22 protein-coding genes and 2 tRNA genes are annotated in these 26,328 nt (G+C 67.7%); 6 read left to right on the top strand and 18 right to left on the bottom strand.

Translation table 11 applies throughout. The features are described from left to right. Window positions 1–2: 2 nt before the first annotated feature. Together cls and DCE93_RS01770 are read right to left on the bottom strand one after the other, a co-directional pair. Window positions 3–1,472 (bottom strand): cardiolipin synthase, encoded by a 1,470-nt coding sequence (cls, locus tag DCE93_RS01775; RefSeq protein ID WP_108594377.1) that lies wholly within the window; start codon window positions 1,470–1,472, stop codon window positions 3–5. A 124-nt stretch (window positions 1,473–1,596) separates the two neighbouring features. Next, window positions 1,597–2,553, bottom strand: a complete 957-nt coding sequence (locus DCE93_RS01770; RefSeq protein WP_108594376.1) for a metallophosphoesterase — start codon at window positions 2,551–2,553, stop codon at window positions 1,597–1,599. A gap of 191 nt (window positions 2,554–2,744) precedes the next feature. On the opposite strand from DCE93_RS01770, the gene DCE93_RS01765 reads away from it, so the two are divergent. Both DCE93_RS01765 and DCE93_RS01760 read left to right on the top strand, forming a co-directional pair. After that, window positions 2,745–3,812, top strand: coding sequence for an alpha/beta hydrolase (locus DCE93_RS01765; protein ID WP_244284212.1), 1,068 nt, complete (start codon window positions 2,745–2,747; stop codon window positions 3,810–3,812). After that, window positions 3,809–5,362, top strand: a complete 1,554-nt coding sequence (locus DCE93_RS01760; RefSeq protein WP_108594375.1) for a glycosyltransferase — start codon at window positions 3,809–3,811, stop codon at window positions 5,360–5,362. The genes DCE93_RS01765 and DCE93_RS01760 overlap by 4 nt, the downstream gene beginning before the upstream one ends. 11 nt (window positions 5,363–5,373) lie before the next feature. Here DCE93_RS01760 and DCE93_RS01755 read toward each other — a convergent pair whose 3' ends face one another. Genes DCE93_RS01755 through DCE93_RS01745 form a run of 3 tightly spaced genes read right to left on the bottom strand, consistent with a single transcriptional unit; the run spans window position 5,374 to window position 8,033 of the window. After that, on the bottom strand, window positions 5,374–5,808 hold the full coding sequence (locus DCE93_RS01755) for a ribosomal maturation YjgA family protein (protein WP_108594374.1): 435 nt from the start codon (window positions 5,806–5,808) through the stop codon (window positions 5,374–5,376). Between the two features lie 6 nt (window positions 5,809–5,814). Next, window positions 5,815–7,632 (bottom strand): DEAD/DEAH box helicase, encoded by a 1,818-nt coding sequence (locus tag DCE93_RS01750; RefSeq protein WP_108594373.1) that lies wholly within the window; start codon window positions 7,630–7,632, stop codon window positions 5,815–5,817. Next, on the bottom strand, window positions 7,629–8,033 hold the full coding sequence (locus DCE93_RS01745; protein WP_108594372.1) for a hypothetical protein: 405 nt from the start codon (window positions 8,031–8,033) through the stop codon (window positions 7,629–7,631). The genes DCE93_RS01750 and DCE93_RS01745 overlap by 4 nt, the downstream gene beginning before the upstream one ends. A 353-nt stretch (window positions 8,034–8,386) precedes the next feature. Between DCE93_RS01745 and DCE93_RS01740 the strand changes: the two genes are divergently transcribed. Then, window positions 8,387–9,157: a helix-turn-helix transcriptional regulator gene (locus tag DCE93_RS01740; RefSeq protein WP_146184914.1), complete on the top strand. Its 771-nt coding sequence runs from the start codon at window positions 8,387–8,389 to the stop codon at window positions 9,155–9,157. 109 nt (window positions 9,158–9,266) lie between these two features. On the opposite strand, the gene DCE93_RS01735 is transcribed toward DCE93_RS01740, so the two are convergent. The 4 genes from DCE93_RS01735 to DCE93_RS01720 form a co-directional block, all read right to left on the bottom strand. Continuing rightward, complete coding sequence (locus DCE93_RS01735; protein ID WP_108594370.1) at window positions 9,267–9,767, bottom strand: aminoacyl-tRNA deacylase; 501 nt, start codon at window positions 9,765–9,767, stop codon at window positions 9,267–9,269. 134 nt (window positions 9,768–9,901) lie between these two features. Next, window positions 9,902–10,312, bottom strand: a complete 411-nt coding sequence (locus DCE93_RS01730) for a Rid family detoxifying hydrolase (protein WP_338027588.1) — start codon at window positions 10,310–10,312, stop codon at window positions 9,902–9,904. After that, window positions 10,309–11,814 carry an amino acid permease gene (locus DCE93_RS01725; RefSeq protein WP_205647451.1) on the bottom strand — a complete coding sequence of 502 codons (1,506 nt, stop codon included), beginning with the start codon at window positions 11,812–11,814 and terminating at the stop codon, window positions 10,309–10,311. Before DCE93_RS01725 ends, DCE93_RS01730 begins: the two co-directional genes overlap by 4 nt. A 50-nt stretch (window positions 11,815–11,864) precedes the next feature. Next, the gene (locus DCE93_RS01720; protein ID WP_108596516.1) at window positions 11,865–13,259 is read right to left on the bottom strand and encodes a tryptophanase; all 1,395 of its coding nucleotides are present in this window, start codon (window positions 13,257–13,259) and stop codon (window positions 11,865–11,867) included. Window positions 13,260–13,620: 361 nt separating this feature from the next. Between DCE93_RS01720 and DCE93_RS14860 the strand changes: the two genes are divergently transcribed. Both DCE93_RS14860 and DCE93_RS01715 read left to right on the top strand, forming a co-directional pair. Beyond that, entirely contained in the window at window positions 13,621–13,755 is a 135-nt protein-coding gene (locus tag DCE93_RS14860; protein ID WP_276329508.1) for a hypothetical protein, read from the top strand. Then, a complete protein-coding gene (locus DCE93_RS01715) occupies window positions 13,752–14,300 on the top strand; it encodes a HutD/Ves family protein (RefSeq protein WP_168186154.1) in 549 nt (182 codons plus the stop codon). Before DCE93_RS14860 ends, DCE93_RS01715 begins: the two co-directional genes overlap by 4 nt. Before the next feature lie 184 nt (window positions 14,301–14,484). On the opposite strand, the gene DCE93_RS01710 is transcribed toward DCE93_RS01715, so the two are convergent. The 8 genes from DCE93_RS01710 to DCE93_RS01675 form a co-directional block, all read right to left on the bottom strand. Beyond that, the gene (locus DCE93_RS01710; RefSeq protein WP_168186153.1) at window positions 14,485–15,978 is read right to left on the bottom strand and encodes an excalibur calcium-binding domain-containing protein; all 1,494 of its coding nucleotides are present in this window, start codon (window positions 15,976–15,978) and stop codon (window positions 14,485–14,487) included. Window positions 15,979–16,206: 228 nt separating this feature from the next. After that, on the bottom strand, window positions 16,207–16,512 hold the full coding sequence (locus DCE93_RS01705; protein WP_146184913.1) for a hypothetical protein: 306 nt from the start codon (window positions 16,510–16,512) through the stop codon (window positions 16,207–16,209). 479 nt (window positions 16,513–16,991) lie between these two features. Further along, window positions 16,992–17,065 (bottom strand) — tRNA-Met (locus DCE93_RS01700). Between the two features lie 35 nt (window positions 17,066–17,100). Next, window positions 17,101–17,172: transfer RNA gene (locus DCE93_RS01695), tRNA-Thr, on the bottom strand. A gap of 96 nt (window positions 17,173–17,268) precedes the next feature. Beyond that, window positions 17,269–19,173 (bottom strand): glycoside hydrolase family 13 protein, encoded by a 1,905-nt coding sequence (locus tag DCE93_RS01690; RefSeq protein WP_108594366.1) that lies wholly within the window; start codon window positions 19,171–19,173, stop codon window positions 17,269–17,271. 66 nt (window positions 19,174–19,239) lie between these two features. Continuing rightward, the gene (locus DCE93_RS01685; protein WP_108594365.1) at window positions 19,240–20,232 is read right to left on the bottom strand and encodes a sugar ABC transporter permease; all 993 of its coding nucleotides are present in this window, start codon (window positions 20,230–20,232) and stop codon (window positions 19,240–19,242) included. Next, the gene (locus tag DCE93_RS01680) at window positions 20,232–21,851 is read right to left on the bottom strand and encodes an ABC transporter permease subunit (RefSeq protein ID WP_108594364.1); all 1,620 of its coding nucleotides are present in this window, start codon (window positions 21,849–21,851) and stop codon (window positions 20,232–20,234) included. The genes DCE93_RS01685 and DCE93_RS01680 overlap by 1 nt, the downstream gene beginning before the upstream one ends. Before the next feature lie 78 nt (window positions 21,852–21,929). Continuing rightward, window positions 21,930–23,162 (bottom strand): sugar ABC transporter substrate-binding protein, encoded by a 1,233-nt coding sequence (locus DCE93_RS01675; RefSeq protein WP_108594363.1) that lies wholly within the window; start codon window positions 23,160–23,162, stop codon window positions 21,930–21,932. 264 nt (window positions 23,163–23,426) lie between these two features. On the opposite strand from DCE93_RS01675, the gene DCE93_RS01670 reads away from it, so the two are divergent. Further along, a complete protein-coding gene (locus DCE93_RS01670; RefSeq protein ID WP_108594362.1) occupies window positions 23,427–25,109 on the top strand; it encodes a glycoside hydrolase family 13 protein in 1,683 nt (560 codons plus the stop codon). Between the two features lie 220 nt (window positions 25,110–25,329). On the opposite strand, the gene DCE93_RS01665 is transcribed toward DCE93_RS01670, so the two are convergent. Next, window positions 25,330–26,157: an endonuclease domain-containing protein gene (locus DCE93_RS01665; RefSeq protein WP_146184912.1), complete on the bottom strand. Its 828-nt coding sequence runs from the start codon at window positions 26,155–26,157 to the stop codon at window positions 25,330–25,332. Window positions 26,158–26,328: the final 171 nt, after the last annotated feature.

Genomic DNA, 26,328 nt, shown 5'->3' with positions numbered 1-26,328 from the left:
GGCTACTGCAGCGCCGAGGTGAGCCGCGCCACCCCGTCGAGGAACGTCGCCGACCCGGGCTCGCGGTCCCACTCCTCGAGCGTGAGCTGCCGGCCGACATCGCGATAGCCCTGCTCGACCTCCCGCATCTGCGCCGTGAACGACGCCCCCCGCACGAGCAGCGAGATCTCGGCGTTGAGGCTGAACGAGCGGATGTCCATGTTGCTCGAGCCGATCACCGCGACGTCGTCGTCGATCGACAAGTGCTTCGAGTGCAGGATGTACGGGCCCGGATACAGCCAGATCTTCACGCCCGCACGCAACAGGTCCCGGTAGTACGAACGCTGCGCGTGCCAGACGGAGCCCTGGTCGCCGATCTCCGAGACGAACAACTGCACGTCGAGCCCTCGGTAGCACGCCGAAGTGATCGCGTAGAGCATCGCCTCGTCGGGCACGAAGTACGGACTCGTGATGATCGCCCGGCGCTGCGCCGAGTTGATGAGCGTGAGGAAGAGCCGCAGGTTGTTCTCGGCGTCGTAGCCCGGGCCGCTCGGCACGACCTGGCAGACGAGCGCCTCGGGCGACGGGTCGGCGGGCACCGCGGCGGCCGGCACGCTCTCCGAGACGATCAGTTCGTCGGTCTCCAGATACCAGTCCGAGAGGAACACGGCGTCGATGCCCGTCACGATCGGCCCGGTGACCCGGGCCACGAGCTCCTGCCACTGCAGGCCCCGCTTCAGGTTCTTGGGCGAGTTGTAGCTGCGGTCGATGAGGTTCTGCGAGCCCGTGAACCCCACCCGCCCGTCGACCACGACGAGCTTTCGGTGATTGCGCAGATCGGGCCGTTGGTACTGGCCCTTGAGCGGATGCACCGGCAGCATGAAACTCCACTGGGCGCCGATGCGATCGAGCTCGGCGTAGGTCGCGTCGTGGTCGGCGGTGCGGTTCGAGGCCACGAAGTCGAGCAGCACCCGCACCGTGACGCCGCGCAGCACGGCGCGCTCCATCGCGGCGAAGAAGTCCTTCGTGGTCGAGTCGTGCGAGACGATGTAGAACTCCACGTGCACGTATCGGGTGGCCGTGTCGATCTCGGCGGTCATGGCGTCGATCGAGGCCTGATAGTCGCCGATGAGCTGTGCGGAGTTTCCCTCGATCGCGGGCAGCGCGCCGAGGCGCCGGTTCTGCTCGGTCAGCGAGACGAACCAGTCGGGCCAGCTCTCCCGGTCGGGGGCGAGGTCGACGCGCTCGGCCCTCGCGGCGATCAGCTCGTTGATCTCGCGCTGCCGCTCGCGCCGCCGCTTCGGCAGCTTCGCGCTGCCGATCAGCAGGAAGAAGAGGATGCCGATGAACGGAATGAGGAAGATCGCCAGCAGCCACGCCATGGCCGCGGTGGGTTTGCGCTCCCGCGGCACGATGATGAGCGCGGCGATGCGGATGGCGAGATCCGCGAGGATCAGGGCCACTCCGATGAGTGCGGCGAGCTCGGTGCTCATGCGACCTCCCATGGTCGACTCGCCTCACGCGACGTGAAGGGGCGCTGCGGTCGGCAGGAGTGAACCGAGTATGTCATCCCCTCGGGTCGGCCGAAAGGTCGCGCCCGACACCGGCGACATCGTTTCAGCCGACGAGCACCGGGATCGGCATGGTGAACGGAGGTTCGTTCGGCACCGACGTCGCTGCGGCATCCGCGATGCTGATGCCCGAGGTGCCGAGGCGCCGTGCGCTCTCGTCGGCGTCGATCCAGTCGAGCGTCGGGAACGCGCCGAGCGGCACGACCGAGTGCAGCACCGTCGACGGGTAGACGTGCACGAGGTTGAAGGCCCGGGCGCCGTCTCGCCCGCGAGTGCCGCCGACCGGCACGTTGAGATCTTGCGTGTAGCAGCTCGCCGAGGCCACCGAGACGGGAACGCCCGCGAACATCGCCGTCGAGGAGTAGTGCAGGTGACCGGCGATGATCGAGCGGATGTCGCTGCCCTCGACCACCTCGGCGAGTCCGGCTTGATCGCGCAATTCCACCGAGACCGCGAGGTCGAGCACGCTCGGCACCGGCGGGTGATGCATCGCGAGGATCGTGCCGTGCGGCGCCGGGATGGCGAGCTCCTCGGCGAGCCAGTCGAGCTGCGCCGGTGCGATCTCGCCGTGGTGGTGGCCGGGCACGGTCGAGTCGAGGGTGATCACCCGCAGTCCGTCGACGTCGTCGACCCGGTCGACCGGCCGTGCCCCGCCCATGCCGCCGGCGCCGGACTCGCCGAGCAGGCCGCGGCGGAACGCCGACCGGTCGTCGTGGTTGCCCATGACCCAGATGACCTGCGCGCCGAGCCGCTCGGCGACGGGGTCGACGATGCGGCGGATGCGATCGTACGCGTCGGGCTCGCCCTTGTCGGCGAGATCGCCGGTGAAGACGATGGCGTCGGGCCGGGCACCGGATGCCTCGAACTCGTCGAAGAGCGTCTGCAGATGCCGCTCGCTCGCGACCCGGTCGTAGAGCATGGCACCGCCCGCGAGCACGTGCGTGTCGCTGATGTGAAGGAGGAAGTGGTCCGGCCGAGGGTACTCGGCCGTACGGCTCGTCACGATTCATCCCATCGATCGGTGATCGACGCGCAACCTCGGGCGTCAGGCATGCACACTAGCCGACCACGCCCGTCTGAACGGATCATGAACGCGGCATGTGCGGAAGCCGAGACTCCGGGCGTCGGTGCGTCCGGCCTCCGGCCCGCCGATTCTCCGACAGGATGGCCCTGTAGGGGACCGAGGGGGAACGGGTGGGCTCGAGGAATACACGCAACGCGCTGCCGTCGTGGGGCAACGAGGTCTGGCTGACTCGAGGGCAGCGGCGCTTCATCGGCACGGTCGCCTCGATCGCGGTGATCAGCTTCCTGATCACCTGGGTGCTGACCCTCACCCCGTGGCCTTCGGCGCTCGCGATCCGGGCGGTCTTCGAGCAGGGCGGTCGGGAGACCGCGGCCGAGATGAACGAGTACGTGACCGATGCCCCGCTCACCGCTCGGCTCGACGTGCCGGTCGACGGCGGCGCTGAAGACGGCGGCATCACCTTCGACGTCTTCTCGCCCGCCGACGGCGAAGAGCCGCTGCCGACCGTCGTGTGGGTGCACGGCGGGGCCTGGATCTCCGGCGACTCGTCGGACGTCGATCCCTACCTGCGCATCCTCGCCGCCGAGGGATACACGACCGTCGGTCTGAACTACACGGTCGGACCCGAGGCGACGTATCCCACGGCCGTGCACCAGCTGAACGATGCCCTGCAAAGCCTCGAAGACCGCGCCGAGGAGTTCCGCATCGACCCCGAGCGCATCGTGCTGGCCGGCGATTCGGCCGGCGCGCAACTGGCGAGCCAGCTCGCCACGCTCTCGACGAACCCCGACTACGCCGAGCTCCTCAGCATCGATCCCGCCCTCGACGCCGACCAGCTCGCGGGGGTCGTGCTCAACTGCGGCGTCTACGACCTCGACGCGATGTCGGAGCTCACCGGCATCGGCGCGTGGGGGCTGAAGATCGCCCTCTGGGGCTACACCGGCGCACAGGACTGGTCGCAGCGGCCATCGGGCACGACGATGTCGACGATCGATTTCGTGACGGCGGACTTCCCGGCCACGTACATCTCCGGCGGCAACGGCGATGCGCTCACCTGGATCCAGTCGCTGCCCATGCGGGACCGTCTCGTCGAGCAGGGCGTCGACGTCACCGCGCTGTTCTGGCCGGCCGCGCACGAGCCGGCGCTGCCGCACGAGTACCAGTTCCACTTGGACTACGAAGCGGCGCAGGCGGCGCTCGTCGAGACCCTCGAGTTCCTCGCGGAGGTGAGCCGATGACGGTGGGGCCACGGCTGCCGGCCGGCCGTCACTTCGCCGTCACCTGGTCGATCCCCGACCGATTCGGGGGCATGACCGACGCGCTGCTGCGACGCTCCGCCGCATTCCATCGCGTCGGCGGAGTCGATGTCGAGGTGCTGACCTTCGACGACCGCCCCGACACCCCCGAGCTCGAGCAGGAGCTCCGGGAACGCGGTGTGCTCGCGCCCGGGGTTCGCATCTCGAACCTGTACGACTGGCTCAGGGAGCATCCGCTGCCCGGCGGTTCGCTGAAGCTGGACGGTGACGAGTTCACACCGCTCGCGGCACACGACGCGGCCGAGACGCGGCGCCGGGGCGACGCCGTCATGAGTCGTGTGCGGCTCGACGGCGACGGGCGCACGCTCCAGATCGATCACTACCGCGAGAACGGCACGCTGCTCGTCAGCGACCGGCGCGACACGCGGGAGCGGGGTGTGCCCGGCGGGCGATCCATCGTGCTGTGCGATGCCGACGGGCGGCCGGTCAGATCCTGGCGGCGCATCTGGTCGCTGTACCGGGCGTGGCTCGACGCGGTGACCGGCGGCCGGCCGAGCTGCCTGATCGTCGACAGCAAGACGATCGCGCCGTTCATGCTCACGTACCGGCGGCCGCACGCGATCACGGCCCACGTGGTGCACGCATCGCATCGGGCCACGGAGGCCGACGCGTCATCCCCGATCCGGCAGTCGCGGCGGGAGGTCCTCGAGCAACTCGACGGCTTCGACCTCGTCGCCCTGCTCTCCCGGCGCCAGCGCGACGACCTCGAGCAGATCGTCGGACGACACGACCACATCGCCGTGATCCCGAACCCTCGACCCATGCTCTCGCCGCGAACCCCGGTGCGGCGCGAGCCCGACCGCGGCGTCGTGCTCGCGGCGCTGACCCGGCGCAAGCGCGTCTCGCACGCGATCGATGCCGTGCAGGCGGCGAACACGTACGCCGGAGTCCGTGTGCACCTCGACGTCTACGGCGACGGTGAGAGCCGTGCGGCGCTCGAGGAGCGCATCATCGACCCGGCCGCGGTGCGCCTGCACGGGTTCGATCCCGACGCCCGGCGACACCTGTTCGCGGCATCCTTCCTCCTGCTGACCTCGCACTCCGAGGGGTTCCCGCTGGTGCTCGTCGAGAGCATGGCCGCCGGCTGCCTGCCGATCGCCTACGACATCCCGTACGGCCCCGCCGACCTCATCCGCGACGGACGAAACGGGTTCCTGGTGCCGGCCGGCGACGTCGACGCGCTCGCCGACGCGATCGTCAGGCTGCAGAGGATGTCGCCGCGACGTGTCGCGCGCATGCGGGCGAGTGCCGTGCGCAGCGCCCGTGCCTTCGACGAGGAGCGGGTGGTGCGTGTCTGGTCACGGGAGCTGCATCACGCCGCGGTGCGGCGGCAGGTACGGAGCAGCGGCCGGTTCCGGCGCGCACGCGCCGCAGCAGCGCGGCTTGACCTGCCCCGGCCGGTGCGTTCCATGGGCATGGGCGTCGCAGCCGCGATCGACCGCGTTCGCCGGGCGCTCCGCCGCGAGGGCTGAAGCCCGCCCCGTCAGCTCGAGCCGGGCTCCGGCGCCGGGCGCGCCGGGCGCCCGGCCAGAGCGAGCTGCACGGTGAACGCGAGCATCGCGCCGCCCGCGTAGCCGAACAGATCGACGGGGTCGAAGGCGCTGCCGAGAAGGAGCCTCGCCGGCGGGAAGGCCTCGACGATGCGCCGTGGCACGTCGCCGAGTTGGAGCAGCTCGACGGCGCACGCGATGACGAGGGCCGAGAGCGCCGACGCGGCGGCGCCCATCGCCGGCCACACCGCTCGCACGAGGAACGCGAAGAGGCACACGTAGAGCACGCTGCCGAGGAGATCGATCAGCACCGTGCGTTCGGGCACCTGCAGCGCGACCCCGACGGCGAGGGTCGCCGCCGCGGCCGCCGCGCAGCGCACGCGGATGCCGCGCGCACCGCCCGGTGACCGGGGCCGCCGTGCCTGCACGCCGGATCAGCCCTTGTGACGCGGCTTCCGGAAGGGCTTCGCGCCCTCACCCTCGTCGGCACGGCGTGCCTGGCCCCCGCGATCGGGCCGCAGCTCGATCAGCCGGCCCGAGATGCGAGTTCCGTCGAGGCGCTCGAGCGTCTCGTGCGAGAGGTCGGCGGGCAGCTCGACGAGCGAGAACTCCGGGCGGATCTGGATGGCGCCGAAGTCACCACGGCTCAGGCCGCCCTCGTTGGCGAGCGCACCGACGATCTGCCGCGGCTCGACCTTGTGACGCTTGCCGACGGCGATGCGGTACGTCGCCATCGGGCCGCTGCTCGGCCGCTGACGACGCTCGGGGCGGTCTCCTCGGTCGCCGCGATCGCCGCGATCTGCACGGTCGAAGCGCTCGCCGCGAGCCGGTCGATCGCCGTGCTCGGCGTGATCGCCGCGCTCACGGTCGGCTCGGCGCGGACGCTCGGGCTCGGGCTCGAGCAGCAACGGCGATTCGCCCTGCGCCACGACCGCGAGCGCCGCCGCGACATCGACCTCTGGCACGTCGTGGTTGCGCACGTAGTGGGCGATGATGTCACGGAAGATGTCGATGCGCTCGCTCTGGCCGAGCGCCGCCGTGATGCGGTCGTCGAAGCGGGCGAGGCGCGTGACGTTCACGTCTTCGACGCTCGGCAACTGCATCTGCGTGAGCGGCTGACGCGTGGCCCGCTCGATCGACGAGACGAGGTTGCGCTCCCGAGGGGTGACGAAGCTGATCGCATCGCCGCTTCTGCCGGCGCGGCCGGTGCGGCCGATGCGGTGCACGTACGATTCGGGGTCGGTCGGGATGTCGAAGTTCACCACGTGGCTGATGCGCTCGACGTCGAGGCCGCGCGCCGCGACATCCGTGGCCACCAGGATGTCGAGCTTGCCCGACTTCAACTGGTTGACCGTGCGCTCACGCTGGATCTGCGGCACGTCGCCGTTGATGGCGGCGGCGGAGTACCCGCGGGCGCGGAGCTTCTCGGCGAGCTCCTCCGTCGCGTTCTTCGTGCGAACGAAGACGATCATGCCCTCGAAGTTCTCGATCTCGAGGATGCGGGTCAGCGCGTCGACCTTCTGCTGGTACGACACCACGAGGTAGCGCTGGGTGATCGTCGCCGAGGTGGTGGTCTTCGTCTTGACCGTGATCTCTTCGGGGTCGTGCAGGTACTGCTTCGACATGCGCCGGATCGTGGTCGGCATGGTCGCCGAGAACAGGGCGACCTGCTTGTCGTCGGGAGTGTCGGCGAGGATCGTCTCGACGTCTTCGGCGAAGCCCATCTTCAGCATCTCGTCGGCCTCGTCGAGCACGAGGTACTTGAGCTCCGAGAGATCGAGGGTGCCCTTGTCGAGGTGGTCCATGATGCGGCCAGGGGTGCCGACGACGATGTGCACACCGCGGCGCAGCGCCGACAGCTGCACGCCGTAGCCCTGACCGCCGTAGACGGGAAGGATGTGCACCCCCTTGAGATGCGCGGCATAGCGCTCGAACGCCTCGCAGACCTGCAGCGCGAGTTCACGAGTCGGCGCGAGCACGAGCGCCTGCGGGGTCTTCTGGGCGAGGTCGAGGCGCGCGAGGATCGGCAGAGCGAAGGCGGCGGTCTTGCCGGTTCCCGTCTGCGCGAGACCGACGACGTCGCGACCGGCGAGGAGGGGCGGGATCGTCGCGGCCTGGATCGCGGAGGGCGTCTCGTAGCCGACATCGGCGAGCGCCTTCAGTACCGCGCCATCGAGCCCGAGGTCGGAGAATGTCGTCGCGGCGGGCTCCTTGGGAGCCTCCACCTCGACCGGAGCTTCGTCAGCAGTCACGCTTCAGGGTAATCCGTAGAGCTGGGAGAACGCAGTTCGCGCGCCTTCGGAGGCGATGGGTCGTAGTCGAACTCGTCGGCCATGCGCTGCTCGCCGCCTGGATCGACCGCCCAGTGCACGTCGTGGGACGGGCGCAGCCGCCGCGTCGCGTCGCGCAGCTCTGCCACCGCACCGTCGTCGACGAGTTCGATCGCTGGCCCCTGGATGGGCTTCGTCGCGATCGGCAGCGACGGGCCGAGGAGGAGTCTCGCGGTGGACGGCGCTCCATCCATCGCGATGATCGGGATGGCGACGGTGGCGTATCGGCCGACCGCGGCGAGCTCGCCGGCGTAGTCGAGCACGGCTTCGGCGATCACGGTGGCGGTGGCGAAGTCGTGTCCGGCGTAAAGGATTCGCTCCATATGCATGCACCCGGTCGCGGTGGTGGTCAACGCGGTTCGGAAGGCCCCGGGGGTCCGTTCGCAGCCACGTTAACAGGCCGCGCTGCGGCGGTCCTAGGGCTTGACACGCGCGCCGCGCCGCTCATAGTGCGGCCACCCCCCATCGAAGAACCCGGCCTGACCGGGCTGCTCGCCGAACTCGAGAGCCTTGCCGCCGACCTCGCAGGGGGCGGCGCTGAGTGATGCCGGGCTGGGCCCGCTCAGCATGGATGACGGGTCGTGCGGGGCATACGGCCTGTCTCGGCTGTTCGCTAAGATTTAAGCAGAAGCTTAGGTAGTCTGGATGCGGCGGGCAGCTCGTTCCGCACGAAGACGTGCCGCATCAGATCGATGGTGTCGGCGAGAGTGCAATCCTGAATGAAAAGATGACTGAAACCATTCACAGCCCCGCCGGGCAGAGTATCGCTGCGGAGGCGGACCTGATCCTGCGGACGTTGCGGACCCTCGTCGAGCCGCTGGCGTCATTGACTCCGGGCGAGTGCGAGGTCGTGCTGCACGACCTGCGCCTGTTGCCGAATTCGATCGTGGCCGTTGCAGGAGACCTTTCGGGCCGTGACGAAGGCGGCTCGGCGACCGACCTGCTGCTTCGGGCCAGCGCCACCGACACCTACAGCACCGTGCTCGGCTACGGTGGCCGCAACGCCTACGGACGTGAGTGGCGCAGCTCGACGATCATCTTCCGCGATAGCGCCGGCACCGCAGTGGCTGCGCTCTGCGTCAACAACGACACGCATGCTTGGCGCATCCTCGCCGAACTGGCCGGCTCCATGATGCCGCAGACCCGCCTCGCCGATTCCGGAGCCAACGAAGCCGAGGAGTTCGTCGGAGATGTCGACGAGGTTGCCCAGCATGTTCTGGCGAGCGCCATCAGTGTGGTCGACGTCCCGGTCGACCTCATGCACAAGCGTCACAAGCTGGCCGTTGTCCAGGCACTCAGGGACCGAGGGTTCTTCATGCTCAAAGAGAGCGTCGAGACCGCGGCGCAGGCACTCGGTGTCACCCGCTTCACGGTCTACAACTACTTGAACGAGATCGAGCACGAGACTGCGCCCGCCACGGACCGGGTCAGCTCGAGCGACATCTGACTCGATCACCGGCGAGTTCGATCGGCTTCTCGACTCACGTCTTCCCCGGCCGATCGGGTCGGTCGGGTCGGTCGTCAGGGCAGGGGGCGAGCAGCCCGCGCCATCAGCGTCAGGACGTGACGTCGGCCGTGATCGCGGTCGGGCAGGCCCGCTCGAGCTGGGCCGGAGTCAGCTCTACGGTGACGCAGGGGTCGCCACTCCCGCAATAGACCACCGGATACTCGAGGACCTGCTGGTCGATGACGACCTTCACGTCAGGATCAGTGGTGAACGGCCCAACCCCACCGGGCTTCATCTCCAGCCGCTCGAGGTATTCCGCCGGCGCAGGCTTGATCTGCGAACGTGAGCGGCCCAGAACAGTGGCGAGCTGCCCGTACGAGAGCTTCGCCATCGCTGGGAGACAGACCAGCGCTACGAATTCCCCGCTGACGAGGAACGCCAACGTCTTCGCTGACCGGTCCAGCGCCAGTCCGCTGTTCGCGTGGTCCTCCGCCCGCATCACCGGCGGATGGGAGTGCAAGGTGTACTCGGCCTCGGCGCGGTCGAGCACACTCACCGCGACGAGGTCAGTGCTGCTCGCAGCGGGGGTGTGGATTGCTTCAGTCATCATTTCCTTCAGGATTCAACTCGGGAGGACAGGTCAGCCATCGTCAGACGACGGCGAGCCCTGGATTCGGAGTCGTGCCGAATCCAGGGCTCGCCAATTGTGGTGCGACTTTACGGGATCACCCTGCTGAGCAGGACTCAGCTCGCCCGGATCGCCGCGATCGCCTCGATCTCGACCTGCGCGCCTCGGGGCAATCCAGCGACCTCGATGGTCGAGCGCGCCGGCAGAACCGCCCCGACGAAGCGGTCGGCGTAGACCTCGTTGACGGCGGCGAAGTCGGAGAGGTCGGCGAGGAACACCGTGGTCTTCACCACGTCAGCGAGCGTCAACCCGACCGCTTCGAGCACGGCCTCGAGGTTGGCGAGAACGCGCTTCGCCTGCACCGCGGCCGTGGAGCCGTCGAGCTCGCCCGTCGCGGGGTCGATCGGCAGCTGGCCGGAGACGTAGACGTACGGGGGTGCTACGACTCCCTGGGAGTAGGGTCCGATGGCGGCGGGCGCCGATTGGACCGAGATTGCGCGGACGCTCGTCTCGTCGCCGGTGATCACAGGTTCTCTCTTCCAGGAGCGGTCATTTCAGGGGTGGGAGCTACATCTGACGAGCTCTCGGTCTCGTCGCCATACGTCGTCCGACGCCGACGCTGACGCCGGGTCTTGATCTCGAACGCGACCAGCAGGATCCCGATCCAGATGGGGCCGATGATCACCGCGGTGCGGTACGCGGGCGACATTGCCATGATCACGACGACGACGGCGAAGAACGCCAACACCGCATAGGTGGCAAGTCGTCCGCCGGGCAGTCGGAACGACAGTGCAGCAGCACCGTCTGCCCCGATCCGACGCCGGAACTTGCGCTGAGTGATCATGATCATCGACCAGTTGATGATTCCGGCGATCACGGCGATCGACAGCAGGTAGCCGAAGGCGAAGTCGGGCCAGAGCAGGATGACGGCAACCGCCAGCACCGTGGCCGCAGACGTGACGATCACGCCGCCAACGGGGGTACCACTCGGCGAGAGACGCTTGAGGAAGGCCGGTGCATTTCCTTGATGCGCGAGGGAATGCAGCACCCGACCGTTGGAGTACAGACCCGCGTTGTACACCGACAAGACAGCCGTGATCATCACGAGGTTCAGGACGTGAGCCGCCCCCGCGATCCCGACATTGTCGAAGATCTGCACGAACGGGCTCATCTCTCCCGTGATGCTCCGCCACGGGATCACCGCGAGCACGACGATCAGTGCACCGACGTAGAAGATCAGAATCCGGTAGATGACCTGATTGACTGCCTTGGGGATGGTCTTGCGCGGATTCTGAACCTCGCCGGCGGTGACGCCGATCAGCTCGACGCCACCGAACGACATCAAGACCACCGGCAGCGCCAGAACGATGCCCATCAAGCCCATCGGGGCGAACCCGCCGTCGTCGACCAAGTGCGCGAAGGTCGGATCGGGCAGATCCGGGTTGTTGTTCACTCCGAGGATGACGACTGCAAGGCCGAGCACGATCATCGCGATGACAGCCACGACCTTGATCAACGCGAACCAGAACTCGAATTCACCGAATCCCTTGACGCCGACGAGGTTGATGGCCGTGATGGTGACGAGGAAGAACGCCGCCGTCAGCCATCCTGGAACCTCCGGGAACCAGTAGTTCACGTAGATCCCCACGACGGCGAGCTCGAGCATGGCGACTGCCACGTAGTTGAACCAGTAGTTCCATCCCGAGACGAATCCCGCGCGCGGGCTCCAGTTCTTGAAGGCGTAGTGGCTGAAGGCACCGGAGACCGGCTCGTCGACCGCCATCTCACCGAGAGCGCGAACGACGAGGAAGATCGCCGCCCCAGCAATGATGTAGGCGATCAGCACCGCCGGCCCAGCCAGTCCGATGGCATCGGAAGAGCCGTAGAACAATCCGGTGCCGATCGCTCCACCGAGAGCGATCATCTGGATGTGGCGGCTTGTCAGCGCTCGCTTGAAGCCTTTGCTTTCGTCATCCTGTACCCCCGCAGGAGGGGGTGCGCTGGCCTTTTGTGCATTCAACCGGCTCATCGACGTTTCCCTTTCATGGTGTAGTCCACTTCGTTGTGATCCACTTCGGCTTACGCCTCGTGCTGCACAGGACGCAGCTTCGCGGTGAAGTGCCGCAAAACCTTGCCCTGCTCGACGATCTCGTAGCCCGGCACGGTGTGCGCGCGCTCCTTGATCGCTCGGAGCGCCTCGGCGACGACGTCGAGGTGCCCCTGGGTGTAGACACGGCGCGGCACTGCGAGGCGCGTGAATTCAGACGTCGCCCGCGGCTGCTCCCCCGTGATCGGATCGGGATCCAGGAGGTACGAACCGATCTCGCAGGAACGGATTCCGGCTTCCAGATACAGCTCGACAGCGAGTGCGTGACCAGGGAACTGGTACCACGGGATGTGCGGCAGGAGGGCTGCGGCATCGATGTACACGCCGTGCCCGCCGACCGGGTTCTGGTATCCGATGCCGTACTCGTCCAGCCGCGAGGCCAGGTACTGGTGCTGCCCGATCCGGTAGCGCAGGTAATCCTCGTTCAGGCCCTCTTCGAGCCCGGTCGCCAGAGCCTCCAGGTCACGTCCGGACAGCCCACCGTAGGTGATGAAGCCCTCGTTCGGCACGACCAGGCCCTTGATGCCGGCGATCAGATCGGCATGCGTCGTCTGGTCGCGGACCGCGATCAAACCACCCATGCTGACAATCGCGTCCTTCTTGGCACTCATGGTGAACACGTCACCGAGTGCGAAGATCTCGCGGGTGATCTCCCGAATCGAAGCGTCGGCGAACTCGGGCTCGCGCTGCTTCACGAAGTAGGCGTTCTCCGCATAGCGGGCCGCGTCGATGATGACCAGGATGCCGTGCTCACGCCCGATGCGTGAGACCTCACGCAGGTTCGCGACCGAAACGGGCTGGCCACCAACGGAGTTGTTCGTGATGGTCATCACGATTGCGCCGATGTTGGGTGCACCGTGCTCGGCGATGAACGCCTCGAGTGCGGGCACGTCCATGTTGCCCTTGAAGTCGGCGTAGGTCGCCGGGTCCTTGCCCTCCTCGCACACGAGGTCGATCGGGGTGCCACCAGCGATCATGGTGTGCCCGCGAGTGGTGTCGAAGAAGGTGTTCGACACCACGTACTGACCTGGGGTCACGATCAGCGGGAACAGAACCTTCTCGGCCGCACGCCCCTGGTGCACGGGCTGAATGTAGTCGTAGCCGAAGATTCCGGTGGCGACCTCGAGCAGTCGGTAGTAGCTGCGCCCGCCCGAGTACGCCTCATCACCGAGGATCATGCCGGCCCACTGCTGGTCGCTGAGCGCGCTGGTTCCCGAGTCCGTCAGGAGGTCGATGTAGACGTCGTCGGATCGCAGACCGAAGTTGTTGTAGCCGGATGCCTCGACAGCCTGGCGCCGCTCCTCCTTCGTCGTGATCCGGATGGGCTCGATCATCTTGATCTTGAAGGGCTCGGGAATGTACCGCATCGTCATCTTCCTTATTCCGTTCTGTACGAATGTCTTCGATCGCCCTGGAGCTGACGGCGATGAATCGAACCTTACAACAGTCTGTTGCAGGGATCAACAGCAGAAGGCCACGGTTGATTGAACGTTGCGGCCAGCACGAGCTCGAAGTCAACGCGGCGTGGGCGGCGATCAGCGAGAATATGCACAACGCCGCATAGGCCTCTGCGGCTCGCGAGGAAGTCTCACCACCCGCGCATCAACATCGTGTTGACGTCCCATCCCACGAACATTTCGGAGAGCTTGTGACATCTCAACGCGAGAGCCGACGTCACGGTTGCGATCGCTACCGAACTGCAACACAGGAAGCTCGTACAATACGTCTATGCCGTTCTCTGACGCCTCCGCGGTATTGCCGATGGGCATGACTTTGGAGAAGGCTGCGGCAGCTCACGTTGCCTATCGACTCGGCGTGCGCCAGACGGCGGCCGCTTGGCGTCATGGCGAGCGTGTCGCTTGAAGCGCATACCCGCGTCCGCGCGCAATGTTCAGCCCTGGAAGAACGGTCTCGGCGTCACCGAGGTCATTGCCGCAGAGGAAGACGAAGCCGGAGAAGAGCTCTGGCGGATAAGCGTTGCGACCATTTCGCAGAACGGCCCCTTCTCGAGCTATCCGGGGGTGAGCCGCCTCCTGATGCCACTGGACGTTGACGGGCTGAATCTGTCGATCGACGGAGTAGAGCGCCGCGTTTCTCAATACGAAGTCGTTGCGTTCGAGGGAGAGGCGAGCGTTGAAGTCGTGGGCGTCAGATCAGCCATCCGAGATCTCAACGCCATGGCGAGGCGCGTCGATCACTCGATCACTCTTCAGGACGTGAGGTTCGTCGACGCGAAGTGGATCCAGGCCGAAGCCAACCAGCAAGTTGTGTTGGTCAATCTCCTCAGGCCCGTGACATGCTCCGGCGTCGAGCTCGAATATGGAGACGCCGTTTCGCTGCAAGGCGGCGAAGGGGTTGAGATGCGCGGCTTGGGCCGCCTCGGCGTACTCACCGTCTCGAAGCGATAGAGCAGCACCATCATCAGATGTCATCGCGGTGGCGGAAACGGATCGCGCTGTTGACGTCGTCGAGGTGGACCCAAACTGCAAGTCTCGTCTCCGCGGGTGCGATGCCACCAGGCTCGACCGTCGCCGGTCGTCGCCGGCCCGACGCCCCGGCATCGGCGGCTTGCCTCCTCGGAGCGATCAATGCCTATTCGCAGGCGATGCCGTCTCCATCACGGTCGAGCTTGCGGGAGTACCCAGGGTCGCCGGCGTAGATCGGCGCGGCCCCGGCAGCGCGAACCGCGTCGCAGTTCTCGTAGTAGACCGGAGCAGGGGCGGGTGCGGGCGCTGGTTCCGGCGCTGGCGCGGGCGCAGGGGCCGGTGCGGGCGCAGGGGCCGGGGCCGGTGCGGGTGCGGGTGCAGGGGCCGGTGCGGGTGCAGGGGCCGGTGCGGGTGCAGGGGCCGGTGCGGGTGCAGGGGCCGGCTCCGATGCAGGGGCCGGAGCGGGAGCCGGAGCCGGCTGCGCCGCGGGGGTAAACGCAGATGTGACTGCAGGCTCGTCAGGACATCCGCTGAGGATCCGGGTGAGGGCGTCGTGTTCCGGCTGGGTGACCCACAACCCGTAGGTGGCCTTCACGGAGACCTGGTGGGCGGCATACGTGCAGCGGAAGTCCTTCTTCGGCGGGAGCCAGGTCGCCGCGTCGCCAGCGCCCTTCTGGCTGTTGGTGGGACCACCGACAGCGAAGAGGTTGATCGGGTCGTTTGCGAGGCTGATCCGCTGCGCTTGAGTCAGTTTCTGTGCGCCGGTCTCCCATGCATTCATGAGTGAGACGACGTGATCGATCTGCACTGCGAGCGATGTCGTGTTGCCGCGCACGAAGTCGATCGTCTTGCCGGTGTAGGGGTCGAGCATCGTTCCCGATGTCACCTTGCACGGCCCCGACTTCACCTCAGGCTCGAGGTCGCGGGCGAGGATGTCGTTCCGGGTGTCGCAACCGTTCCGATCAACGTCGAGCCAAGCCGTGCCGAACTTCGCTTCGCGCTCGTAGCCGGTCTTCGGGGCCCGGCCCTTCACGGGAAGGGTGTCGAGGAGGGCGAGTGCCGTCGTTTGGGTTGCAGAACCGTTGGCGATCTTGACGGCCGGGCCATCTTCAGCCGCGATCACGCTCTCTGGGGCGTCTGGCTCGACGTCAGCGGTCGGGCTGGGGGAAGGCGTTGTCTTGAAGGTCGGTTCCTCCGAGGGCTCGGTCGTCTCTGCTACGGCCGACGACGCGTCGCGCGGGTTTGTTGCGCTGGATGCGGCACCTCCAATGAACGTTGTGAGCAAACCGCCGACGAGGACGCCCGCAGCGATCTTCCGACTTGCGATCCCCGCCCACGACGGGCGCCGAGTCGCGAGAGAGTACACGCCGGTGATCAACGCGATCAGGCCGAGCATGATCAGCCCGCTGCCGAATCCACTGCTCCCGAACGCCATGACAGTGAGCAGCGCGAGCGCGACGAAGGCGATCCACCCGAGCGGCGTGAGCCGACCAAACCAGCCGCGTATATGGCCGAGAACCGCTGCGCCGAACGCGGGCTTAGCAGCGGGCAGGATGCTGGCCCGATGTTCCGTCCAGGCTGCACCGTCCCAGTACCGCTGCGCCGTCGCATTGTCAGGGTCGGGATACCATCCGGCAGGCGGCATGGGGGCGTCGCTCATCGCTCTCCTTGATCGGGTCGACCGCCGATCACGCTATCGCGGCCCAACTCAGGGTCTCGACCAAGTCACCACCCACTTTCGGGGGGTCTCGCGGAGTCTTCAGACGCCATTCAATGAGCGCGCGAGGAGTTCATGAAGCCGCCTCGGAAAGATGGTTGACGGACGCGGTCGAGCGGAAGTCGGACGGCGTGCTGACCAGACACTCCTCATCGGCGAGGTTCAGCCTCATCACTCAGCGGCCACCTGGTTGATGATGGCTCGAATCTCGTCGAGCGACTCGGCAATCCCGCGCTTCTTGGCGAAGGTCTCCGCCTCAGCAACCGCGTCACGGAGCAGACTCAAGAGCACGGCCTGACGATTCTCAACCGGCCCGGATGGGACAGCTGCCTGCACCATCAGATGCGAGTCCTTCTTGCTGAAATGTCCAGTCCGCACACCCGTAAACTCGTTGGCTGCCAGCTTGCCATCCACGTGGAAGACGACGTTGAGTGCCAACGGGCTTTCCACCAGCTCTGCAATAGGCGTAGTGCGCATGCTCACTTCTCGGATGGTGGAGAGCCACGCCTTGTTATAGGGATCGTAGTCTCCGAGTACACCTCCAATCGAGAGGGCAGCTGGCGGAGTTGTCATTCGCTCGGCCCCCTCCACCGTTCGCAGTTGTCCGGCCCCGCATCACGCTCGACTCGCCATCGTTCAAGATTCAACATATGTCGCGCGAGCCGCCGGTCATCGAAATGAGGAGCTTCGTTGACAGGAAGCCCCGCGAATAGTGGCCATTCAAGTCGTGCGCCCCACTTCAAGAATCTCCCGCTGTGCTCCTGCACGCGGTAGGCCAAGTGTAGGCGTCGGCGGCGCGAGTTGGGTTGAGGACGGTGACGAATCAATCCAGGTCGAGTCGGTATCACCGAGGCTGTACGGAAAAACAAGAAGATCCCCGGCGCATTCGCCGAGGATCTTGATATCGAGAGGGAATCACTTCTCTCTCAGGTCAGTTTGAACAGGATCTGCTGTTGTAGCGAGGGCGGGACTCGAACCCGCGACACCACGATTATGAGCCGTGTGCTCTAACCACCTGAGCTACCCCGCCGGGTAGGCCTCGACGGCAGAACCGAAGAGAACCAGAGCCCCGAGTCAGGATTGAACTGACGACCCCTTCCTTACCATGGAAGTGCTCTACCACTGAGCTATCGGGGCGTGCTGCCGCAATCGGCAACCGTACGAGGATATCACCTCCGGGCCGTGCCGCCGAACCGATACGACATGCGATGGTTCGGCGTCGTCGGGCACACGTCATTCATGCCGAGTCACTGCCGAGTCACCCTGCCACGCCGGAGCCGATGCGCCCGGCAGACTCCACGCGGCGAAGCCGGCGGCATCCGATTCGAGGGTGATTCGACCAGCGGATGCCGCGAGCCGGGCCGCGCCGAAGAGCGACCCCGCGGCATCCACCGCCGGCAGCGCCGCCGCATCGAATTCGAGGCGCGCCGCCGACCGCGAGGCGAACACGAGCACCGACTCCGCGGCCGACTCCCGCACGAACGCGACCGCCTCGTCACCGACCGCGAGCCAGCGGATGCCGCCGGTCGCGAGCACGGGGTGCTCGCGGCGCAGCCGGAGCAGTGCGCGATACGTCTCGAGCACCGGGGCGACCTCGGGCGAGGCCTCACTCCCCCACGGCATGGGCGTGCGCGACGCCTCGCCGTCTTCGCCGGTGAGGCCGAACTCGTCGCCCGCCCAGACGACGGGAATGCCGGGCAGCGTCACCGCGAGCCCGAGGGCGGCGGGCAGCGTGCCGGGCCGCGCGTGCGTCGCGAATCGCGGGGTGTCGTGGGTGTCGAGCGCGTTCATGGTCGCGAGCCGGGTGCTCCACGGGAACCCGGCGGCGAACGTCGTGTGCGCGGCGTGGAAGTCGCCGCCCGTGAACGTCGGCACCCGGGCAAGCGCGAAGCCGATGCCGCCGCCGGCCGGGCTGCCGGGCTCCTGCAGCCAGCTCCACAGCGGGCGGGTGAACGGCGTGTACGTCATCGCGCCGTGCCACGCGTCGCCCTGGAAGTCACCTGCGGCATCGTTCGTCGACTCGCCGAGCAGGATCGAGTCGGGCTTCGTCTCGAGCATCGTGCGACGGATCGTCTGTCGCACCTCTGCGTTGAGGTCGGCCGAGCCGAGACGACCGGTCATGTTGGCGACGTCGATGCGCCAGCCGTCGAGGTCGAACGGCGGTGCGAGAAAGCGGGCGACGACCGAATCGGGGCCCGCGATGAAGCGCCGGCGCAGTTCGGCCGAGCTCCAGTCGAACTTCGGCAGGCTCGGCACCCCGAGCCACGACTCGTACCCGCCGCCCTCGGCCTCGCTCTTGAAGAAGTAGAAGTCGCGCTCGGGCGCCGACGGCTCGGCCTGCGCTGCACGAAACCACTCGTGCGCGTCGCCCGAGTGGTTGGAAGTGAGATCGCCGATGACCCGGATGCCGCGGGCGTGCGCCGCCTCGACGAGCCGCACGAGGGCGTCGTCGCCGCCGAGCAGCGGGTCGACGAGGTCGAACGTCGACGCGTCGTAGCGGTGGTTCGATCGGGCGGGGAACACCGGCGTCAGGTAGAGCAGGTCGATGCCGAGGGACTCGAGGTGGTCGAGATGCTCGCGCACCCCGTCGAGGTCGCCGCCGTAGTACTGTGCCGAACGGCCCGGCGGCACGGGGTCGACCGGATCGTTCCATTCGGCCGGCATGGCCCAGTCGGGCGCGGGGCGGGTGGCCGCGCCGGCTCCGATGGCCGCTGTCGACCTCGCGAACCGGTCGGGGAAGATCTGGTACATGACGCTCGCGGGCGCCCACTCGGGTGCGGGCTCGTGCGCGACGAGCTTGAAGTCGTCGTGATCGCGGGTCTCGACCGACGACAGGCCGAGCTGGTTCAGCCAGTGCTGGCGGCCGTCGTCGCCGATGAGCAGCCAGCGGTAGCCGTGCACGGGATTCTCGACCTCGACGGCGGCCTGCCACCACTGCCAGCCGTCGACGGTCGCGACGAGGGATGCCTCGTCGAACCGCGGCTCGCGGTTCGGGTTCGATCTGGTGCCCACCCACGAGAGCGGCCCGAACGACTCGGGCACCCGCAGGCGCACCTGCACCGTCTCGCCGAGCCCGGGCGCCTGGCTCGAGACGTGCAGCGGGGATCCGTCGTGGTGCGGCGTCAGCGGTTCTGGCATTCCATCACCTTTCCACCCGCGTGTGACACGCAGGAGAACTCGCCGCTGCCCGCGGCATCCGTTCGCTTACTTCACGGCGCCGGCGGTGAGGCCGCCGACGATGTACTTCTGCAGGAAGAGGAACAGGGCGACGACCGGCAGGGCGGCGATGACGGCGCCGGCCGAGAAGGCGCTCCAGTCCGCGTAGCGCGGGTTGGAGACGAGCTTCGTGAGGCCGACGGCGAGCGTCTGCTTGTCGGTGTCGATGAGCAGCACGGATGCCACGACGAACTCGTTCACCGAGGCGATGAACGACAGCAGGGCCACCACGGCGAGGATCGGCGCGACGAGCCGCAGGATGATCGTGAAGAAGATGCGCGCGTGGCCGGCGCCGTCGATCTTGGCCGCCTCGTCGATCGACGCGGGCACCGTGTTGAAGAAGCCGTACATGAGGTAGGTGTTCACGCCCAGCGCGCCGCCGAGGTACACCATGATGAGGCCGATGTGCGTGTTCAGCCCGATCGCGGGGAACCAGTCGCCGATCGCGCTCATCAGCAGGAAGATCGCGACGACGGCGAGCAGCTGCGGGAACATCTGCACGACGACGATCGCGATGAGACCGAAGCGGCGCCCGGTGAAGCGCATGCGCGAGAAGGAATACGCGGCGAGCGCTCCGAGGAACACCGTCAGCACGGCCGTGATGCCGGCGATCATGAGCGTGTTGCCGAACCAGGTCAGGAACGGCACGTTCGGGTCGGTGAGGATGCGCACATAGCTGTCGAGCCCGATCTTCGAGAAGAGCGCGTTCGAGCCCGTGAGGGTGCCCTGCGGGTTCAGCGACGACGAGATCACGAAGACGATCGGGAAGAGCGAGAAGATCACCATCACCACGCCGACGACGTGACGCCAGCCGGTGGCACGGAACCAGCGCCCGAACTTGAACGGCTTGCGCGGCAGTGGAGCCCGGTCGGCCGGGTTCGTGAGCGAGACGCTCGCGCGCGTCGAAGCATCCGCGAAATCCTCCACCTCACCTACGGCGAGGCCGGTCTGGGTTCCGGGAACGGGCTGCTGAGCGGCCATCAGTTCAGCTCCTCAAGCGACTTGGTGCGGCGGAAGGCGATGACCGAGATGACGGCCACGATGATGAAGATGATGATCGAGTACGCGCTCGCGAGACCGTAGTCGCGCGTCTGCCCGGTGAACGCCACCTTGTAGACCATCGAGATCAGGATGTCGGTGAAGCCGACGGGGATCGGCGCGTTCGAGTCCCTCGGCCCGCCGTCGGTGAGCATGTAGATGACGTTGAAGTTGTTGAAGTTGAACGCGAACGACGCGATCAGCAGCGGTGCCACGCTGACGAGCAGCAACGGCAGCTTGATGAGGCGGAACACCGCCCACGGTTTCGCCCCGTCGACCGTCGCGGCCTCCTGCAGCTCTTCGGGGATCGACTGCAGCGCACCCGTGCAGACGAGGAACATGTACGGGAAGCCGAGCCAGAGATTCACGAGGAGCACCGAGAACTTGGCGAGCACCGGGTCGGTCAGCCACGGTATGGATGCCCCGCCGAACAGCACCTGGTTGATGAAGCCGAAGCTCTCGTTCATCATGCCGGCCCAGATCAGCGCCGACAGGAACGACGGGATCGCGTACGGGAGGATCATGAGCACGCGGTAGTACTTGCGTCCCTTCATGCGCATGTCGTTGAAGACGATCGCGAGGAAGAGCCCGAGGAAGAACGTCGACGCGACCGAGATGAGCGCGAACGCGAAGGTCCAGAGGGTGACGTAGAGGAGCGGACCGGCGAGGCGCTCATCGGTGACGGCGCGCACGAAGTTGTCGAAGCCGACGACGATCTGCCAGCCCGGCAGCAGCTCCTCGCCGCTGTCGGAGGTGAAGGCGCCCGTGCCGATGTCGGAGTAGACGGTGCCGGTGTCGAGGTTCGTCATCGTGCCGGCGGCCTCGTCGTACTCGAGGTTCGAGAGGTAGAGATAGGCGCTCGAGCCGTCGGGGGTGCGCAGCGCCCCGTCGTTCGGGTCGTCGGAGAACGGCACGGCGAGGGCGGTGATCTCGTCGGTGCGCGCGATCACGTCGGCGAACTGCAGGGTCGTCCAGCCGTCGACGGCGACGGCGCGGTCGCCCTCGACGTCGGCGTCGACCGGGGCGAGCGGCTGTTCGTCGGTGCCGAGCAGCGCTTCGCCGTCGGGGTCGGTCACGAGCAGGCCGAGCGTGCCGCCCTGGTCGACGACGGTGACGGGGTAGGTGGGCGAGTCTTCGACGCGCTGGAGCGAGGAGGCCATGAGCGACGAGACCGCCTGCTCCTGCGAGCCGTTGTGGCCGGTACCGTAGTTCGTGAAGGCGATGTAGCCCGTGTAGATGAGCACGAAGACCTGGAACACGACGAGGAAGATCACGCCGGGTGCGAGGTACTTCGCGGGGAGCTTGCGCCGGGAGAAGTAGATCCAGTTCACGACGACGGCCACGACGCCGACGATCGCCGCGACGAGCCATTGCCCTGCGCTCGCGAGGATGATGACCGCGTAGATCGCGATCGCGTCGACGAGGCCGAGCATCAGCAGCTTCAGCAGCAGAACCTTCAGCCCCCCGGATGCCGCGTCGGCGATGTTCGCGGCGCGCCGTTGCCGTTTGGTCGGCTTCGGCTCGGTCGCCGGGGTGACCTCGTCGTCGATCGTGGTGCTCATCCTGCTCGCTCTTCTCGTCGAACGTGAGTGCTCCGGGCCGGATGCCTCAGCGGCATCCGACCCGGAGCGTCTCGATCGTTACTTGTTGATCGCAGCCTGCACGTCGGCGGCCAGCTTCTGCCACGTGGCGACCGGGTCGGCACCGTTGATGATGTCGGCCTCGGCGATGCCCCAGTACTGCCACACGGCACCCATGGCGGGGATCGCGGGCATCGGCACGGCCTCGGCGCCGACGGCGGCGAAGCCGGCGACGATCGGGTCGCTCGACGCGGCCTCAGCGGCTGCCGTCAGCGCGGGAAGCACGTTGCCGGCCTTGAAGAGCTCGAGCTGCACGTCTTCGGTGCCGATGTAGTTGACGAGGAAGTCGTTCGCGGCGACCTTGTTCTTCGACTCCGACGAGACGAAGAAGCCCTTGACGCCGGCGAAGGGCGACGCGGGTTCGGCGGTCGGGCTCGGCACGGTGTCGATGGCGACGTTGATGCCGGCCTCGGTCGCGGCGCCCACGTTCCACGGGCCGGTCAGCCAGAAGGCCGCCGTGCCGTCGAGGAAGGACTGCTTGGCGATGTCACCGTCGATGTCGGTGTTGAAGACGCCCGTGCCGTTCTTGCCCTGGCTGCCGAGCCACGTGGCGAACTGGTCGCCGCCGGCGTTGCCGAGCTGCAGGTCGGAGGGGTCGTAGCCCGCGTCGGTGCTGCCGAAGACGGGAGCGCCGAATGCGGTCTGGAAGGGGTACAGGTGGTACGGGTTGCCCTCTGCGCCCTGCTCGACGACGAACGGCTGCGCGAGGCCTGCGGCCTGGCCCTTGGCGATCATGTCGTCGAAGCCCGTCGCGGCTTCGGGAACCAGGTCGGCGTTGCGGAGCACGGCGATGTTCTCGACCGCGTAGGGGAGCATGTAGGTGGTGCCCTCGTACTTCGACGCGTCGACGGCGACCGGGAGGTAGTCGGCAGCGGAGTCGCCGAGCTCGAGCGGGGCGACGACGCCGTTCGTCGAGAGCTCGCCCAGCCAGTCGTGCGCACCCATGGTGATGTCGGGGCCCTTGCCGGTCGGCACCTGCTGGATGAAGTCGTCCTTGATGTCGGCGTTGTCCTTGCCGACGAGCTCGACCTTGACGCCCTTCTCCTCGGAGTACGCGTCGGCCGCAGCCTGCAGCGCGTCGACCCGCTCGGCGTCGACCCAGACCGTCAGCGTTCCGCTCGACGAGGCCTCGCCGTCGGAGCCGCTGTCGCCGCCGGAGCAGCTCGCGAGGCCGAGCGTCGCGATGACTGCGACGGCCCCGGCGGCGAGGAGGCTCTTCGTGTTCACCCTCATTGGTGTGCCCTTCTCAGTGTGCGTGAGATCGGCGCCTTCGCTGGTGGATGGGTATCCCGTTCCGCGTGCGAAACGGGCACCGTGCCCGAAAGGCCGTTCTTCCGTTGGAATGCTCGCGTTATGCAAGCGATTACAGGTATACCTTGCGCGACGTGCTTTACCAAATGTTCACGCGTGCATTGATACCGGTTTGTAACCAACATGTGACGTTTTGGGTCTGCAAGCGTTTCCACTCCGTCGTGGGGATGTCGTACAGTTTCGGTCATGACTTCCGAATGGTGGCGCACTGCCGCGATCTACCAGATCTACCCCCGGTCGTTCGCCGACGCGAACGGCGACGGCATGGGCGACCTCGCCGGCATCACTTCGCGGCTCGGCGCGCTGCAGGAGCTCGGCATCGATGCGATCTGGCTCTCCCCCTTCTACACCTCGCCGCAGCGCGATGCAGGCTACGACGTCGCCGACTACTGCGACGTCGACCCGCTCTTCGGCACGCTCACCGACTTCGACGCGATGGTCGCCGAAGCGCATGGCCGCGGCATCCGCGTCATCGTCGACCTCGTGCCGAACCACTCCTCAGACGCGCACGAGTGGTTCCAGGCCGCCCTCGCGGCCGCACCGGGCAGCCCCGAGCGCGCCCGCTACCTCTTCCGCGACGGCCGCGGCGCCGACGGCGGCGAGGCTCCGAACAACTGGGAGTCCATCTTCGGCGGCCCCGCCTGGTCGCGGGTGCTCGAAGCCGACGGCACCCCCGGACAGTGGTACCTGCACCTCTTCGACAGCTCGCAGCCCGACTTCGACTGGACCAACGAAGAGGTCCGCGAGGAGTTCCGCCGCATCCTCCGCTTCTGGCTCGACCGCGGTGTCGACGGGTTCCGCGTCGATGTCGCCCACGGCATGATCAAGGCCGAGGGCCTGCCCGACTACACGCCCCCGGCCGAGGGCGGCAGCATGGGCGGCGGCGCGCCCGCGGCATCCGGAGTGCCCCTCGAACCCCAGATCTCAGCCGAGCCCGGCGACAGCGCGCCCTACTGGGGCCAAGACGGCGTGCACGAGATCTACCGCGATTGGCGGGCGCTGCTCGACGAGTACCCCGGCGACCGCATCCTCGCCGCCGAGGCGTGGGTCGACCCCCTGCCCCGTGTCGCGAAGTGGGTGCGCCCCGACGAGATGCACCAGGCGTTCAACTTCGCCTACCTCGAGACGCCGTGGAACGCCGACGCGCTGCGCCGCGTGATCGACGACTCGCTCGACGCGTTCTCCGCCGTCGGCGCCCCGTCGACCTGGGTGCTCTCGAACCACGACGTGGTTCGTCACGCGACCCGCCTGTCGGTCACCGAGCCGAACCCGCAGGGCCACGGCCTCGGCCCCCGCTCGAAGGGCCTGCCCGAGTACGCGCCCGGCCTGCGCCGCGCCCGTGCCGCGACCGCGCTCATGCTCGCGCTGCCCGGTTCGGTCTACCTCTACCAGGGTGAAGAGCTCGGCCTGCCCGAGGTCATCGACCTGCCCGACGATGCCCGTCAAGACCCGACCTGGTTCCGCACGGCGGGCGAGCGGTACGGGCGCGATGGATGCCGCGTGCCCCTGCCCTGGGAATCCGCCGCTCCCTCCTACGGCTTCGGGCCGTCGGATGCCTCGTGGCTGCCGCAACCCGCACAGTGGGCGTCGCTCGCGCGCGATCGCCAGCTCGGCGACCCGACGTCGACGCTGTCGCTCTACCGTGATGCCCTCGCCCTACGGCGCGCGCGCGACCTCGGCGCCGGCACCCTCGAATGGCTGCCCGGCTTCCCCGACTCGGTCGTGGCGTTCCGGAACGGCGATCTCGTCGTGGTCGCCAACACCGGCAGCGAGCCGGTCGAGCTGCCCGACGGTGAGGTGCTGCTGTCGAGCGAGCCGCTCGACGCGCGCGTGCTGCCCGCCGACACCACGGCCTGGCTCACGGCGTAGGCCGCGCTCGGTCGCGCTGCGCGCCGGCGCGCGGTGCGGGCTGCGCGCGCACTGCCCCACCGCGCTCGGGCAGCGCGCGCCCTACCCGGGACTCGCACGCTGCAGGGGATTCCCTTTGTTGGCCCTTCTGGGAGGCCTACGAGCCGGAATCCCCTGCAATCCTGACGCCTCACTCCACCGTCCATGGCCGGCGACGGAGCCTCGCTCACCGCACGCTCACTCACCGCACGTGATGCTGCGCTCGCACACCCCACCGGTGATCGCCGCGTGCGATGAGCGCGAGCAGCGTGGCGCGGGTCGTCTCCCCGTCGTTGACGACCATCCGATAGGTGAGCCGCACGAGCAGATACCCCTGCCGTGCGAGCTCGAGGCCTCTGCGGCGATCCTTCTCGAAGTCGGGACGATCGATGTGGAATCCCGCACCGTCGAGCTCGACGACGAGCCGATCGCCGATCAGCAGGTCGACGCGTCCGACCCCTGCGATCCACGCCTGCGTGCGATGACGCACCCGTCTCGAGACCAGCAGCATCCGGGCGATGGTCTCGAGCCCCGAGTCGCACCCGGCGTCCGCGGCGTCGACGAGCCGTCGGTGCGCTCCTCCGACGAGTGTGCGCAGCTCGGCTCTCCCCGCCGCCCCGAGCTCGCCCGAGTTCAGTGCCGAGTCGACCGCGATCATCGCCGGCAACGGCCCGGCGCAACTGAACATCTCTGCGAGGGCACGCGGCAGGCCGTCGCGCGCCGGCAGGTCTCCCGCACCTCCTGGCCGCTCGCGGTAGTGCACGCAGACGCTGTGCGAGGGTGCGAGGGGAACGCTTCGATCGTCGGGCGACCGCAGTCGGGATGCACTGCCTGGAACCCGAACGTGCAGTCGCGCATCGCCGAGGAGCCAGAGGCCGTGCAGCCTCGCGACGGATGCCGCAGTCAGCGCACCGCCGACACGCACCGCGCTCACGACGTCAGGCGGCGCATCGGGCACGCTGTACCAGCCCTGCCGGACGCTCATCAGCGCTCCGGCGCCGATCGCAGCGACTCTGGCTGACTTCGTCACTCCCAGCTCGTCGAGCACCCGCACCGGAACCACGCCGCCGCGCGCTCGCACCGCTGTAGCCGCTGCCGCTGCCGCTGCAGCTGCCGGCGGCGGGTGAACCACGGAGGCGTGGACTGAGGTCAAAGCGAGAGTCTCGCGCGTGCGGCAGGTTCACCTCCGCTGCCTGTGGAT

It is taken from the genome of Agromyces badenianii, assembly GCF_003070885.1.
GTDB classification, from domain to species: domain Bacteria; phylum Actinomycetota; class Actinomycetes; order Actinomycetales; family Microbacteriaceae; genus Agromyces; species Agromyces badenianii.
The sequence above is the reverse complement of the archived record's forward strand: the minus strand, read 5'-3'. Positions and strand labels throughout refer to the sequence as shown.